The organism is Sphingobacterium sp. SYP-B4668 (genome assembly GCF_027627455.1).
In the GTDB taxonomy this organism is placed as follows: Bacteria; Bacteroidota; Bacteroidia; order Sphingobacteriales; family Sphingobacteriaceae; genus Sphingobacterium.
On sequence record NZ_CP115483.1, the window covers coordinates 5,005,387 to 5,021,333 of the forward strand.

The following is a 15,947-nucleotide window of genomic DNA, read 5'->3' on the forward strand; positions in this document are numbered from 1 at the left end:
AATTACTCGCATAAGAGATATCCATATGAAACAGACGGTACAAACACAGACATGAATAGTATGATAAGTTCAGCCAGATGACAACTGAAAATCAACCGAGTGCAGCGAGCTCAATAATACAATATAACACCTACATTCATTATTAAACCGATCCATCGACTGATGGGTCAAGAAACAATTATACATATGAAACATTTCGTTTTAGGCATACTTATCTTAGGAGCGAGCCTTTCAACTGCCTCAGCTCAGAAAAATCCTATTATTGCCCACAGAGGTGCGTGGAAGAATACCGAACTACCTCAAAATAGCATTGCTTCTTTAAATGCTGCAATTAGCGAAGGGGTATTTGGTTCTGAATTCGACATACACCTCACCAAAGACGACATCTTGGTGGTCAACCATGACAATGATTTCTATGGCATCGACATTGCCACGGCAACCTATCAGGAGCTTTTAGCAAAAAAACATCCAAATGGGGAATCGATACCTACCGCAGAGGACTTTTTAAAGGAAGGTCTCAAGCAAAAGAAAACTAAGTTGATCTACGAATTGAAAACGAATAGATTGGGTTTGGAACGCACGCTACTAGCGGCTCAAAAATCAGTAGAACTTGTCAAAAAACTAAAAGGTGAAAAAATGATTGAATACATTGCGTTCGACTATGATGCATGTAAAAAAATCGTTGAACTAAATCCAAAAGCTAAAGTCCACTACCTAACAGGGAACAAGTCTCCGCAAGAATTAAAAGCGGATAAGATGGCTGGAGCAGATTATCATTTCTCCGTCTACAAAAAGAATCCAACTTGGATTGCTGAATTGCAAAAGCTGAAACTTAAAGTAAATGCCTGGACGGTGAATGAAGAAGCTGAAATGAAAAATTTGTTGGATCAAAAGGTAGATTATATCACTACGGATAATCCAGAGCTCTTAGCTGAACTGTTGAAAGTAAAAAAATAAAAGAATGAGAAGAACATGGATAGTGGCTTTGATGCTATTGGTCTTCATGACAATAGCAGAGGCTCAACAATTTAGAATAGCGACTTATAACATCAGACAGAAGAACACCCATGATGTAGGTAACATGTGGGACGAACGGAGAGAGGCAGTGACCAATCTTATCAAGTATCATCAGTTTGAGATTTTTGGAACACAGGAAGGATTTAAAGATCAACTAGTCGATATGGAAAATAGACTTCCAGGCTATAAATATATAGGAGTGGGTCGAGATGATGGCGCAGAAAAGGGGGAATACTCGGCTATTTTTTATAACACAGCGCGCTTTGAAGTATCCAAGAGTGGGACATTCTGGCTATCGGCAACCGATATTTCGTCTCCTAATAAGGGTTGGGACGCAGCACTGCCCCGTATTTGTACTTGGGGAATATTCAAAGACAAGAAAACAAAAAAACAATTTATCATGATGAATACGCACTTTGACCATGTAGGTGTAGTGGCTCGCAAGGAAAGTGCAAAGTTAATGATGGCCAAAGCGAAGGAATTTGCGGGCAATCTACCTCTTGTAATTACGGGGGACTTCAATGTTTCGGAAACTGATGAAGCATATTTTACGTTGGCCAATAGCAAAGTAGTTGCGGACTGTTATACAAAAATTGATTTTAAATATGCCCCCAGTTCGACGTTCAACGGATTTGGGAAAAATGTAGCGGCGTCAGGAAGGATAGATCATATTTTCGTTACTCCTCAATTCAAGGTAAAAAAATACGGTATCTTGACAGATACATATGCAGGTAAATATCCATCAGACCACTTTCCTGTGGTGGTTGACCTGGTTTTATAGTTTTGTTTAAAAAATAAGTAACCCTAACCCTGTGCGCCGAATTGGCACACGGGGTTTTTTAATGGTAGCTACTGCCCCACTGGTACTTTTCGAAAAATAATAAGAGTCTGCTTATATTGAAACATGTTGTATAACTCGTTTATAAGTGCGTCCAAAAAGAGACATGAACAAATTGATGGATAAATTTTACTGGTTAATTAAACTTTTCCGATTATTCCTAATCAGAGTATTATCTTTACTCCATATTTCTATTGCGTTTATGAACAGGAACACATGCTTAGGCTTAATTTTACTAACGGGTATCATGGGTACCGGTCTCGAATCTCAAGGACAGATTTTAAAAAAAATACTCAAACCATCTACTAAACAACAGAATACAACGGCGACATCAAATAACTTGAGTAACACAGAGCTAAACTCGGGCTTGAAACAAGCGCTGAGCGAAGGCCTGACATCAAGTATCAACAGTCTGTCAACCAAAAACGGCTTTCTTGGAGATGCCGCAGTAAAAATATTAATGCCACCAGAAGCGCAGAAGATAGAAAAAACTTTGCGAAGCGTAGGAATGGGAAAAATATGCGACCAATTTATTGCTAGCTTGAATGGGGCAGCGGAGACCGCAGTTAAGGAGGCCGCTCCTGTATTCGCCAATTCACTTTCAAAAATGACCATTACGGATGCTTATAATATATTATTGAGTGGCCAGCAAGATGCTGCTACTACATTTTTCAAGACTACAACAACGCCGGATTTGACATCAAAATTCAGTCCTATTGTTGAAGGTGCACTTGGTAAGAATAATGTGAGTACCTATTGGACACAATTGACCTCTACGTATAACTCGCTCCCATTGGCTTTCTCCAAGGTGAATACAGACTTAAACGCATACGTCACGCAAAAAGCAATCGACGGTTTATTTGTGAAGGTCGCTGAACAGGAGCTAAAGATTCGCAATAATCTGGGCGGCTCTAGAACAACACCTTTACTGCAAAAGGTATTTGGGTGGGCGGATAAGCAAAACTAAGGGCAAAAAGCATTGTACATGCTCCTCCCTCAACAAGTTGACCGAAGGATCATAACTATATCGTGGTCATTCCGAGTGTAACGATATTAGCTGCGCTCGCAAATTCACTTTACAAGCGCTATGTTTAATATATGTATAGGTAGTGACTCACCTCGAGATACTGAACCATGTGGCTATGGATTAGGCCCAGTAAGTCGGCTCTTAGCGGTTTTTTGAAAATAGTGCGTGTAGAGCATGGTGAGTTCTCGATATTTAAAAATGACCAAGACCCCTAATCCCATGAGCAATCCTTTGATAGCTAATCCCAGCATAAAATAGTCCGTAATTCCAATATGGGTAGCCAGAAGATAACTGCCACTCAAAATCATAAATAATCCGCAAACGATAAGGTATATCTTAAATATTAGTTGCGCTAACCGCATCCGTCTTTTCAGCAATATGGACATCAAGGGGACGAGCAAATAAGATAGCTGGACGATGAGTCCGATATGGACACAGATTTCATTTGTACTAAAAATCAAAAACAACTGGACAATGACCAGTAATACAAATGCTGTCTGATAAAAAGGTAGTGCTTTGGTATTCAAAATTCAAGTTTTACATAAAAGTAACTTAAAATAAGGCGATTACCAAATAAACTTATTACAATATCCACTAAGAGGCCTTATACCGAAAGGATAAAACAATTGAATAGCATAGCCAAATACAACAGTAGGCTCCCCTAAACAAGGGGTTAAGCTGGGATAGCGAACGTGAAAATGAATATCCATTAAAAAGCGTTGAAACCTGGTTTAAATTCGTCAATGCCTTGATAGTTTCGTAATTTTGTCGGAATCATCTTATCAGTAAAAATCAATATGAGTAAATTTGATATCAATGGCATTACCGATTTTTCGGTATCAGAGCGATTTCAGCGTTATGTACAAATCGACACTCAATCTGACGCAGCATCTCCAACTTGTCCTTCTACAGAAAAGCAGAAAAACTTAGGCAATCTTCTCGTTTCAGAATTGTTGGCATTGGGCGTGACGGACGCGGCTATAGATGACAATGGTTATGTATATGCTACGATTCCGTCTAATACCGAAAAGAAAGTACCTGTGGTTTGTTTCTGCTCGCATATGGATACTTCACCTGACTCTTCCGGGAAGGATGTAAAGCCCTTGGTACATCACAACTATCAAGGTCAGGACTTAATCTTACCTGATGACCCATCTATTGTGATTCGATATACTCAACATCCAGATCTGGCCAATCAGATTGGACACGATGTCATTACTGCCAGTGGTGCCACACTACTTGGAGCTGATGATAAAGCAGGGATTGCTGAAATTATGGATGCAGCACGTATATTGATGAATCATCCAGAGATCAAACATGGAGATATTAAGATTTTATTCACACCTGATGAAGAAATCGGTAGAGGGGTAGACAAGGCTGACCTCAAAAGACTTGGTGCTGAATTTGCCTATACAATGGATGGCGAGAAAGCGGGGACGATAGAGGATGAGACTTTTTCTGCTGACGGAGCAGTACTCCATATACAAGGCGTATCGGTACATCCTGGATTTGCAAAAGGTAAAATGCAAAGTGCAGTTAAAATAGCAGCAGCAATTGTAGAGGCGCTTCCAAAAGACCGTTTATCACCAGAAAGCACCAGCAAAAAAGAAGGATTTGTACATCCAACCTCTATCTCCGGGACGGTAGAGCAAGCAGAAATACATTTTATCATCCGTGACCACGTGACAGCTAAACTTCAGCAACATGCTGCCGAATTGGAGAGTATTGCGAAGACAATCGTGGATCAATACCCCAACTGTAGCTATACTTTGACGGTAAAAGAACAGTATCGCAATATGAAAGAGGTGTTAGACCAATATCCTCATATCATGGAAATAGGCATGGAAGCTATCCAACGCGCGGGCATGACTCCTGAACGAAGAAGCATCCGCGGCGGAACAGACGGCTCTCGTCTATCATTCATGGGCTTACCATGTCCCAATATTTTTGCCGGTGGCCACGCTTTTCATGGTAAGCAGGAATGGGTTTCGGTGCAGGATATGCAGAAGGCTGTTTTAACGATTCTACACGTTGCGACCCTTTGGGAAGAACGAGCCTGATTCTAATAGGAAGATGAGTATGGCAATTGGTCTTTTAACTTTAGTACATTTGCACGCACTCCCAAGGAACATATGCCACAAAGGCAATAACGATTTTTTAATTTTCACTTTTATTCATAAAAATGGCAAACGAAGTTATTAAAGCAATACAGACCCGTCGGGCGGTCTTCCAAGCAAGCTTTACCCAAGAAGAGGTCAGTAAAGAGGACATCTTGACTATCTTAGAAGCAGCAAATGCAGCTCCTACACACAAGAGAACACAACCATGGCGATTTGTGATATATCGTCAAGAAGGTTTGCAACGCCTTGGTGCCGAACTATCACGTATCTATAAGACAGTGACACCAGCTGAAAAATATCTTGAAAAAACAGAGCTTTCTATGGGAGAGAAAGCGACACTGTCAAATGTTGCGATTGCTTTGGTCGTAAACTATACTGGGGAGCTTCCAGAATGGGAAGAGCTTGCAGCAACTTCATGTGCTATCGAAAATATGTGGCTAGCAGCTCATTCACTAGGGCTTGGAGGCTACTGGGCATCACCGGGTTTAATTAATCACCTTGGCGGTTTCTTAAATCTTGAAGAGAATCAGAAGTGTATTGGTCTATTTTATCTAGGACATCACCAGTCAGAAGTACGGGAGCCTGTTCGCACACCTATTGCAGATAAAATCCGCTGGGAAGAATAAAATGGCATACGTATAAGGAATAGGGTGTTCGGAAGACTTCTATTCCTTATATGCGTTTATTCTGGAAAAATAATTTTCACCTCTGCCCTTTTTCCCTTCCATTGAGGGCCGCGCTCCAATAAAATAATGATTTCCTGAAAGATATGCTGGTCGGCTTCCGCGGAAGGAGTTACATGATAGGGCTTGCCTGAAGCGTCTATATCAAAACTGACTTGTATTTCTTTTTTATTATTCAGACCGGAGTAATTGTGTTCGAGATATTCTTCAAACGCAGCCCACCCATCTACAGGTTGACCATCAAAAGCCTGATTGGCAACCACGGATATGCTCATTAGCTTCTCATCCATCAACTCGACTTCGGTCACATTGGTCTCGCCTCTTTTGGGTATATACCGAATCAAGATTAGTGTACAAACGGTGAGAAACATTACTCCTGCCGCCATCCCTATGGTCAACCGTTGCCAACTGAAGTAGCGTCTGCTTTTTTCGGAAGCTTGTTGTTCAACTCTTCTTTCTAACCGTCTTTGCAACAGACTTAACGATCGGGCATCTACGCCCTGTTGCAATCTATAACCATCAATTGCATCCTGTAAAAAAGGGTCTTCGAGTGCTTCCCTTTCTAGGTCAAACATCTCTTCCCGGCTCATCAATCCATTGATGTAGTTGTGTATACGTGATAGTTGATAGTTATTTTCCATTTTACTTCTTCTCCATACAGATTTTGAGGTTACGCTTTCCATTCTGGATATAGCTTTTGACTTTGTTCAAATCATAACCAGTCTCTTCTACAATATCTTTATAACACTTTTGCTCTAAGTAAAACGAGCGGACGCAACGTTCCTGTTCGGTATTGAGTGTCAACATACATGTTTCCAGCTTTTCGAATTCGGACTCTTCCCAAAGAGGCTGATCTCCAGACTCCATAAAAGACTCGCTTTCAACCATATGTTCATCAATATCGACTTGTGTCATCCGCTTATCTTTACGGAGCTCCATCAAACAATAATTGCGTGAGAAGGTATACAACCAACTCTTGAAATGATCAACTTCGTGCTTACGTAGTTTGACGATTAATTCCTCAAAAATCTGCATTACCGCATCCTGACTTCGATCCGCATCGTTGAGATACTTATAGCAAACTCCATATAACAGCGACATGTAAGGAGCATATATCCTGCCCAGGGCGTCTAGATCTCCAGTGGTACGATAATGTTGTAAAAGCTCCTTTTCTGTCATAAATTACTTGGCCCCTCGTATTATAGATGCATGAAGATAAGAAATTCCATAAAGATTGGTAGGATGTATTTGATAGTAATGGGCATTTCATAGAGAAAGGGAGCTAATAGCTCCCTTTCTCTATGAAAATATAATGATTGATTATACTAATCGAATAGCAGCAGCGCTATTATCAGTGTGACAATAACATTAAAAGTCTGCGCAAGGAGAAAAGCATACAACGGCTTCTTGTTATCCTGTTTAAAAAGGTCTTTGAAATTGGTCTCTAATCCGATTGAGGTAAACGCCAACGCAAACCACAAGCCTTGCAAACTTTTAAGACTTCCCTTGACTGTACTCACTTGGTCTGGGGTAATAATAAATGAAAACAACAGCGATGCAAACACGAAACCGATTACAAATTTCGGAAAACGGTCCCAAATAATTTTCAAAGTGGGTTTTTCCTTTTTGGTCTCTTCATTAACCGACTTGGAATAGGTCCAATAGATACTTATTGCAAAAGCTGCAATACCGAGTAGGACATTCTGCGAAAATTTAACAATGGTACTAATCTTCAAGGCTTCTTCACCGACAAGGGAACCGGATGCAACCACGGCACCCGTCGTGTCGATACTCCCCCCTAGCCATGCACCAGTAACTTCTTGAGACAATCCCATCCAATTCGCCATATAAGGCATAAAAATCATCATAGGAATGGCAGTAATCAGCACAAGTGAAATGACATAAGACAATTTTTTGCTATCGCCTTTAATGGCTCCAGAGGTAGCTATAGCTGCAGAAACACCACATATAGAAACAGCGCTAGCTAACATCATGGTCATCTCATTGTCTATTTTTAGCTTCTTACACAGCCAATAAGCAAAATACCAAACAGACAGCACCACAGCCAAGGCTTGGATCAGGCCTTTTGAACCAGCTGTAAGGATATCGCCGAAGATAACTGTGGTCCCCAACAGCACCAAGCCTATTTTCACGTATAGTTCTGTACTTAAAGCATCTTTGAACCACTGTGGCAATTTAAAGAAATTGCTAATAGCTAGACCAATAACCAAACTAAAAATTACCGCTTCGAGATTGTACTCTTTTAAGACATCATTACCTGCAACAATAAGGGCAACTACCGTAAGTATAAATACAATTGGAAAAACGACAAGTAGGTGCTTGATGGACTTTCCAAGCAAAGCCGCACCTATAATAGCCGTCACATATAAGGCAACGAATTGATACAGAATAGCAACGAGATTACTACCGCTCAGGACTTGATCTTGCAGAGCGACAGTATCTGACCAAGAGAATTTAGGGGCTGGAATGATTAGGCCCGATAATGCTAAAAAAATGATCCCTAAACCTAAAATTACGACTACCCAATCTTCGGAAATAGAAAATTTTTTTGATGAAGACATAAAATAAATATTATTGTTTTGAGTTGATAAGTTGATTAAATGCTTGACGAAGATAAGGATAATGCAATTGAAACCTCTCATCCAATACATATTTCGACGATTAAGGACATCCTCTCCAAAAAGCAAATCGAGGTCTAGGCACTATCCGTCATATATTTCTTCCAGCACTTGATATATTTGTAGCCAAAAAAATACATGCTCGGGCATCCTCAAGATTGGTGATGTAGGCTTATCCTTCATACCGTTCTAACAACCGCACGATCATATCGTCTTAAAAGCGAAAATTTCAGGGTTTAAAAACGAAATTATCTTTATACCGATCATGGAACAATGCATACTCTTTCTCTTTACGTACAAGTTTAATTTTCAAATGAACTGATTTTACCATTCCATCCAAGATAATAGTCTCCGCATTGGGGCGACTGTATTCCAATGAAAAATTATCGGTCTTGTAAACTTTATTTTTACTAAAAAAATTCAGTTTATGATGTAAAGAATCTATTTCGTAGTAGAAATGACGCCTCCCTCCCCCTGTCCCAGCAGATTCGTAGGTACGGTTAATATCCTCATATTGTTTACCACGACCAGCTTCTCCATGTATTAAAAATGTATTATTGACGGAGTAGGATAGGGTGGACCACTTTTCCAACGTCACATCTCTCCAGCGCACAGCATCGGTAGGATCGTAAGCAATGGTATCTCCATCTACAATAAAATCTTCCACCTCGTATGTACCTCTAGCATTCGCTAATCCAGGATTAGAAGGCACCTTATAGGAATCATATTTGTAATTATGCCAGTGTAGATAACCACTGTAGATAAAGAAAAACAAGAAAAGAAAGGTTTTAATTCCGTATCGCACAACTTTCTCCCATGGCTTGGAAAAAGGATAGTAATACACGTCTTCTTGAATGTTTTCCTCTTTCACAATCAACTGAAAAATACGAGTAAAATAGGGCCATAACACGTATAGTCCGCTGATGGTAAAAAAGAATGCTATCAGATGGATACCTCCGTCGTAAGCATGGTTGGCATAGGTTATGTTTCCAATCATGGCAACGGACAATGCTGCTCCCAATGCCCTTGTCTGTCTGAAAAACAAAAAGGCCATAATGACCAGTTCTGCCAGCCCCGCAAAAATTTCATATCCATGAACGAAGCTAAATTGGATCCAATAAAGCTTTTGAGCAGTAAAATCACCGAAAGGGGTATTCAATTGTGTAAGTGCCAAATCTGGCATTTGGGTAGGGAATATTTTAGAAAATGTCAACCCTTGCAACCGAATCGCCAAGGCTAGACTCACCGCGACCGACGAAAAATACAGCAAGGTCCTATAGTTTTTTCTTTTCCCATCAACCAATCCCCATATCAACGCCCCTACCATCCCAATTCCCAGTAAAATAAAATAATTAACATAACTGACAATATTGAAAGGAGCATCCTCTCCTTTAATCACACCTGGTTTCTCATTTTCAACACTCAGTCTCTGCTTTTCCCGATTATCATTTACCTCCTGATGGTTCGAAACTACTGTTACAAATGATAGACCTGTACCGGAAAACCTCGGAATGTCCCTAATGTGCATTTCGGACCAGTCTTGCGTAAACCACTGTGTGTAAAACGTTGTCTTGAATGGAACGATTAGTAGAAAAAAGAAAATAAAAAATACACGAAAGAAAAATTTCTGTGATTTACTCCAGATATATTGATGAATTGTTTCCATAACTGTCCTATTATAATTTTATCGGTTTTCGTCGTCCCTCTAACAACATATACTTCTTATTAACTTTTTGAAGAGTAACCTCTATATGGCGTCCTTGCTCGTCCGAACCAGACAGATTAATAACAGAATCTCCAATAAGCTCGTATTGTAATTGGAACTTTTCCTCTTTATGATTTACATTTTTATTAGCTAGCGTCAGGCTTTTGGCGGTCTTATCTATCTCATAGTGAAAATATCGTCTACCACCTACCCCAGCTGATTCAAAATTACGCTCGTAGTCGTATTTTTTGTAATCGCTAGCCACAGAGTTATCCAAGATGATAGGTCGTGCTGAAGCAATTGAAATGGTGGGCCAGCTTTCAAAAACAACATTTTGCCAACGCACAGAATCGGTACGAGAATAGGGAATTTCTTGTCCATTAACTTTAAATGTCTTCACATTATAATATCCATAAGCGCCTTCCAATCCTTTGCCTTTTGGATATTTAAAAGGAGAAGTAGACCACGAGCATGCAAAAGACAACCCTATGAACAACAAGTACACATACACGGTTGACTTAAAGATCAAACGTCGCCTATTCCATTTAGAATTATATTCGGGAACTACATTATTTGCCTCTACCTTTTCAAATTTATAGAGCAATCTAAAAAGACGGCGAAAATCAAAGGTGAATAGAATTGTTGCGATGACTATAATCAATAGTGATAAGTATTCCTGTCCGCCTTGATAAGCCAAATTTGCCGCAAAAACATTTCCGGAAAAGCCAATAATGACTCCGGCACCTAAGGTGGTGGTACTCCTAAAAAAGAGTAAAATACCTGCAGCAACTTCTATTGCACCTAAAAATGATTCGTACCAAGGTGTAATACCCGTCGTATGGTAATAAATTTTCCAAGCGTAGAAGTCGCCATAGTTGGTATGCAAATTACTCAATGACGGGAAGGGCATTTGTAACGGGAACAACTTTAACAAACCATAGGCCACTAAAATAATTCCTAATCTATACCGTAATACCACCCTTGTCCAATGGTAGAGATTACTGTAGTTAATATTCCGTTGGCTACCGAAATACGCTATCGACAAGGATAGCCCAATTAAGATAATGATGTTCCAATACGGATTGCCGACAACAAATTCGGGAACATAATTTGTTAATTTAAATAGTGTAAAAAAACTTAGACCATCTTCGAAAACATATATCCAGAATTTATAATCTAATGGAATGCTTACAAAAAAAGTAAACACTACCAAGGCCCGTATCAACCACCGATGAGTAGGATTGGTAATGCCGTCTTGTCGTATAACAATTGGTAAGTTCATATCTAAAAAATTAAAATGTCTTGTTGAAACTAATAGCCTGGATTTTGTTCCAATTTATCATCCAAATCTAGCTGAGCGACGGGGATAGGAAATAGATTTTCGTGCTCATCTACCTTAATCGTCGGATCCAACAACGGAATTAATGTCATATATCTTCCTGTGCGAGTCAGATCAAACCATCGATGTGCTTCAAAAGCAAATTCGTAGCGACGCTCTTGGTCTATCGCATCTAATATCTCCTGCTTATCTGAGGAAAACGTCACGGCTAGGTCTGCACGTTGCCTTATTACATTAAGATCTTCTAAAGCATCTTCTAAATGACCTTGTTGCGCTCTCGCTTCAGCTCGTATTAAATACATTTCGGCTATTCTGAAAATATAGGCTGGATCGGTCGCTTGTAAACGGTAGTATAAGTTTCCAAACCACAAAGTGGTATTATTTTGTGTAACGCTCCCTATTAGTGCCCTACGTGCCCCGCCCTTAGTTGGATTATTTAGTAGGCCGACAAAATTGTCGTTCGGTGCATAGCGATAGGTTCCACCGGCAGTAGGATGCTGCATCTGCGATCGTATAGTACTCGGGTTTTGAGCACTATACTGCAATTCAAAAATTGACTCTGTAGTACCGATTACATTGTTTTTAAACCAGTCTGCGAAAGGGTATACCAATTTATAGCTAGTGGTTCTATCAATCAACTTGGTGGCGTATACTTCTGCTAAATCCCATTGTTTTTGATATAAGTGTAGACGTGATCGTAAAGCCCACACGGTCTGCTTGGTGGCCCGAATACGATTCACATTCTCAGATAGCAGTTTTTCGGCTTCTTCCAAATCTGTTAACACTTGTTTATAGGTCTCTGCTAGAGATGAGCGAGAAATAGAGGGCCTAGAATTGAGATCATCTGTTGGTAATAAGTAGATTTGAACGCCTCCAAATGTACGAGCCAAATCGAAATATGCTAACGCCCGAATAAAGGTCGCTTCCCCAACGAGAGTAGTGCGTTCGGCATCAGTAAAATTGGCATCCACCACCAGTGGCACTTTCTGAATCACGTGATTCGCTCGATTGATGGTATTATACGCTGCATTCCAAAATGAATTAAGGTTCGCATTATCAGCTCTAAAATCCCAGTTGACCAAATTGAGTATAACACCCGTAGTCAAACATTTTATATCTCCTGAAGGATAATAAGCCAAGGTGACGAAATTCTCGCCATAGTAGCCAGGGGAAGCTAATTGTCTATATGTACCTCTCAAAGCCGTATTCGCAGACGCTTTGTCATAGATAGTATTTTCATCGGAGACATCATTGACAGGTTGTACTTCCAAAAAGGAATCACATGCTGCTGTTATGAGTACAAATAAGAAAATACAAAATATATTGAGTTTATTTTTCATCTGTATATAATTTGTTTTTTAAAGGTGATGAAGCTATCCGACCTATGCATTCCCTTGTGTGGTGTGGATAAATCATGATGGTTCTACTGTCAAAGTCATTTATAGTGAAATCTGAATTCCAAATTGAAAGGTCCGTGGCTGTGGAGGAGTCCCGTAGTCATATCCTTGAATATTCTCTGTTCCTAAATTTGCTTCTGGATCTGCTCCGGAATAAGGCGTAATCAAAAATAGATTTGATGCAGACACATATACTCTTAGATGTTCTAGCTTGATTCGCTGTACTAAATTTTTATTTAAGGAATAGCCGACGGTGATATTCCGCAACCGGAGGTAAGATGCATCCTCCAAATAGCGGCTATTTTCTTGTATCGAATAGTTGGCCGTTGCTAACCTTGGCACATCAGTAATCTGTCCAGGTTCGGTCCAGCGATTAAGTTGTGACTTTAACAGTACGCGATTTGCGTCTAAGGTCCCTCCCGTTTCCCCCAGCATTTTGTTGTGATTCCAGGTTTTATTGCCTAAAGAAAACGTAAACAAAAAGGAGGCGTCAAAGGATTTATATCTTATGTTATTAGTCAGGCCTCCAAAAAGCTTCGGCCATGTATCCCCAATAATCTGACGATCAGCTACGGTAATCGCCCCATCGTCATTGACATCCTCGAATTGCACATTACCTGTTTGTGGGTCAACTCCGATTTGATGGTACAGCCAGTAGGAATATAAAGGATGGCCCTGTTGAAGCCTTATCAGGTCACGACCAGCAAAGGGTATATCTGCAGGAATATCTTCTATTCGATTTCTATTTTGAGCTAAATTTAAGTTGGCTGACCACGTAAATTTTTCTCCAGTAAAGGGCTGGGCATTGATAGAGAGCTCAAATCCTTTATTACTGATTTCCCCATAATTCGTAATATAGCTTTGGTAGCCAGTCGAGCCCGGAGTACCTACTAAAAGCAACGCATCCCTCGTATACTTTTGATAGTAATTCAGCTCTAATGTCAAGCGGTCACTCCAGAATCCAACATCCAGACCTGCGTTAAACTGTGTTGTGCTTTCCCATTTCAAATCATTGTTTTTTAACTGCAAGGGAGCTGTTCCGGGCTTCTCTTCTCCTCCCAAAATATCAGCATACCCATCTCCGCCCTGCCATAATCCAAATGTTGCGTACTCGTCTATGCCGGATTGGTTGCCTGTAATACCATAGTTCAACCGAAACTTGAAATTACTTAACGTCTGTTGATGTTGTAAAAATGATTCTTTCGCAATGTTCCAAGCCAATCCTACTGCAGGAAAATATCCCCATCGATTAGCATCTCCAAATTTGGAAGATCCATCCGCGCGAAGTATGAACTCGGCATAGTATCTATTGTCGTAATTGTAATTTAATCTGGTGAAAAAAGAAGCTAATGTACTTTCCTTTTTCCATTGATCGGCAGTCTGGGTAGATGCAGAAGAGATTTGCGTATATGAATTATTGGGAAAATTACTACCCGAAGCAAACACGTTATTAAGCTTAGAAGACTGCAATGTATTCCCAACCAAAGCACCAATAGCATGACCTCCTATCTTGTCTGCATATGACAGGGTCTGCTCATTGACTAATGACAAAGATTGCGTATTACTCTCACTGGCCAAGCCTCCATTTACACCAAGAATCGTGGAGGAATCCCACCATTCGTGTTCGTTGTATTGATTGAAATCGAGTCCTAGCGTTGAGCGAAATTTCAATTTCGGGCTAAGCGACACATCCAAAAAACCATTTCCTATATAGTGATAACTATCGGACCACAAATTCTGATTTGAGGTCAATGTGTAAATATTATCGAAATTGACCCATTTTAATGGTGTACCAGCGTCATCAAAAACAGGCAAGTATGTAGGAATATTCAACGAAGCTTGCAATAATGTTCCATTCCCGCCGTTTGCAGGTCGTGCTTGGTCACGATGTGATTTCGAAAAAGAATTACTGACACCTAAGGTTACATATTCACTTAATTTTTGATCGAGATTAAGTTTAAAGCTATACCTGTTAAATCCCATTGGTTTCCAGATGGATTCCTGATTAACGTATCCCCCACCAACATAATATCGTGTTCTATCTGAACCTCCTTGAATAGAGAAATCGTAATTTTGTAATGAGGCGGTACGAAAAAGATATTGGAGTCGGTCATATGTCTGCTGCTCTGAGGGGAGTCCCCGCCCTCCTTCTGAGATTGGTCGGAATGGCTCCACCCGCCCCATATTTCGATTAAATTCATTGATTAATAATGCATGCTCTTCACCAGTGGTTGTTTTCCATACCCTATCGGACAAGGCTTTGGCAAATCCATTGGAAATGTTAAAGTCAATTTTGGCACTTTGCCCAAACTTACCTCGCTTGGTCGTGACCAAGACAACGCCATTGGCACCGCGAGAACCATAAATTCCTATTGCCGTGGCATCTTTGAGGATTTCAATACTCTCGATGTCATTGGGATTAATATCTGATAGTGGTGACGTCTTACGATCTTGCGCTATACTTTGCAAGGATTCATTGTTGACAAATACGCCATCTATTACATATAAGGGATCATTGCCGGCATTAATGGACGTTGCTCCTCTGACGCGGATAAAAACATCAGATCCAGGGACACCCGTATTGGTATTTATTTGGACTCCAGCAGCCTTTCCTTGAAGCTGAGCATCAAAACTAGCCTCAGGAATTTGCTTTGTTTCGTCTGCATTTATTTTTGATATGGATGAGACTAGATCTCTTCTTTTCTGTGTGCCATACCCTACTACAATCACTTCATCTAAAGTCCTATCTTCGGGTAGCAATTCGATAACAGTCGGAGATTTTGAAACGACAATCGTCTTATTTTGATACCCCACATATGTGATGGTCAACGTAAATGGAAGTTTTTGCCCAGTGATGAATTGAAACTTGCCATCTCGGTCTGTTCTAACACTATGTGTCACAGCTTCAAGACGTATAGTTGCACCTTCAATAGGTTCTTTTGTCTCAGCATCAATAAGGGTTCCCTGTAAGGACGCATTGATGATAGGTCTGGTTTCATCCTGAGCTTGTACGCTGTGAAAGCTCATTAGGGACAATATAAGTATGCAAGAATAGCGGAATACTCCGTATTTTTTCATATTTTTAAACGATTTAATAGTGAATACTTGCAAGTGCCAACGCCAATTGAATACTTGTTTCATTATTGAACAGAATAGGGAAGCCATGGCTTCCCTTTCTGTTT

At 40.2% G+C, this 15,947-nt stretch carries 13 protein-coding genes; 5 read left to right on the forward strand and 8 right to left on the reverse strand.

Annotation, left to right across the window (positions count from 1 at the left end; translation table 11 throughout):
- Positions 1-186: 186 nt before the first annotated feature.
- From OQ289_RS20405 to OQ289_RS20415, 3 genes are all read left to right on the forward strand, one after another.
- Positions 187-957, forward strand: a complete 771-nt coding sequence (locus tag OQ289_RS20405) for a glycerophosphodiester phosphodiesterase (RefSeq protein ID WP_033566120.1) — start codon at positions 187-189, stop codon at positions 955-957.
- A 4-nt stretch (positions 958-961) separates the two neighbouring features.
- Positions 962-1,798: an endonuclease/exonuclease/phosphatase family protein gene (locus OQ289_RS20410; RefSeq protein ID WP_270088580.1), complete on the forward strand. Its 837-nt coding sequence runs from the start codon at positions 962-964 to the stop codon at positions 1,796-1,798.
- Positions 1,799-2,057: 259 nt separating this feature from the next.
- Positions 2,058-2,822 carry a DUF4197 domain-containing protein gene (locus tag OQ289_RS20415; RefSeq protein WP_270088581.1) on the forward strand — a complete coding sequence of 255 codons (765 nt, stop codon included), beginning with the start codon at positions 2,058-2,060 and terminating at the stop codon, positions 2,820-2,822.
- A gap of 173 nt (positions 2,823-2,995) precedes the next feature.
- Here the strand turns inward: OQ289_RS20415 and OQ289_RS20420 are convergent, their stop codons facing one another.
- A complete protein-coding gene (locus tag OQ289_RS20420; RefSeq protein WP_270088582.1) occupies positions 2,996-3,409 on the reverse strand; it encodes a hypothetical protein in 414 nt (137 codons plus the stop codon).
- Between the two features lie 270 nt (positions 3,410-3,679).
- Here OQ289_RS20420 and pepT point away from each other — a divergent pair, with 270 nt between their 5' ends.
- Together pepT and OQ289_RS20430 are read left to right on the forward strand one after the other, a co-directional pair.
- Positions 3,680-4,942: a peptidase T gene (gene pepT, locus OQ289_RS20425; protein WP_270088583.1), complete on the forward strand. Its 1,263-nt coding sequence runs from the start codon at positions 3,680-3,682 to the stop codon at positions 4,940-4,942.
- Between the two features lie 122 nt (positions 4,943-5,064).
- Positions 5,065-5,628 (forward strand): nitroreductase family protein, encoded by a 564-nt coding sequence (locus OQ289_RS20430; RefSeq protein ID WP_270088584.1) that lies wholly within the window; start codon positions 5,065-5,067, stop codon positions 5,626-5,628.
- A gap of 56 nt (positions 5,629-5,684) precedes the next feature.
- Here the strand turns inward: OQ289_RS20430 and OQ289_RS20435 are convergent, their stop codons facing one another.
- The 7 genes from OQ289_RS20435 to OQ289_RS20465 form a co-directional block, all read right to left on the reverse strand.
- The gene (locus tag OQ289_RS20435) at positions 5,685-6,368 is read right to left on the reverse strand and encodes a hypothetical protein (protein ID WP_270088585.1); all 684 of its coding nucleotides are present in this window, start codon (positions 6,366-6,368) and stop codon (positions 5,685-5,687) included.
- A complete protein-coding gene (locus OQ289_RS20440; protein WP_270088586.1) occupies positions 6,328-6,864 on the reverse strand; it encodes an RNA polymerase sigma factor in 537 nt (178 codons plus the stop codon). Before OQ289_RS20440 ends, OQ289_RS20435 begins: the two co-directional genes overlap by 41 nt.
- Positions 6,865-7,010: 146 nt before the next feature.
- The gene (locus OQ289_RS20445; RefSeq protein ID WP_270088587.1) at positions 7,011-8,267 is read right to left on the reverse strand and encodes a YeiH family protein; all 1,257 of its coding nucleotides are present in this window, start codon (positions 8,265-8,267) and stop codon (positions 7,011-7,013) included.
- Between the two features lie 286 nt (positions 8,268-8,553).
- Positions 8,554-9,990 carry a hypothetical protein gene (locus tag OQ289_RS20450; protein ID WP_270088588.1) on the reverse strand — a complete coding sequence of 479 codons (1,437 nt, stop codon included), beginning with the start codon at positions 9,988-9,990 and terminating at the stop codon, positions 8,554-8,556.
- A gap of 10 nt (positions 9,991-10,000) precedes the next feature.
- Entirely contained in the window at positions 10,001-11,311 is a 1,311-nt protein-coding gene (locus OQ289_RS20455; protein WP_270088589.1) for a DoxX family protein, read from the reverse strand.
- 29 nt (positions 11,312-11,340) lie between these two features.
- A complete protein-coding gene (locus OQ289_RS20460) occupies positions 11,341-12,708 on the reverse strand; it encodes a RagB/SusD family nutrient uptake outer membrane protein (protein WP_270088590.1) in 1,368 nt (455 codons plus the stop codon).
- 99 nt (positions 12,709-12,807) lie between these two features.
- Positions 12,808-15,843, reverse strand: a complete 3,036-nt coding sequence (locus OQ289_RS20465) for a SusC/RagA family TonB-linked outer membrane protein (protein WP_270088591.1) — start codon at positions 15,841-15,843, stop codon at positions 12,808-12,810.
- Positions 15,844-15,947: the final 104 nt, after the last annotated feature.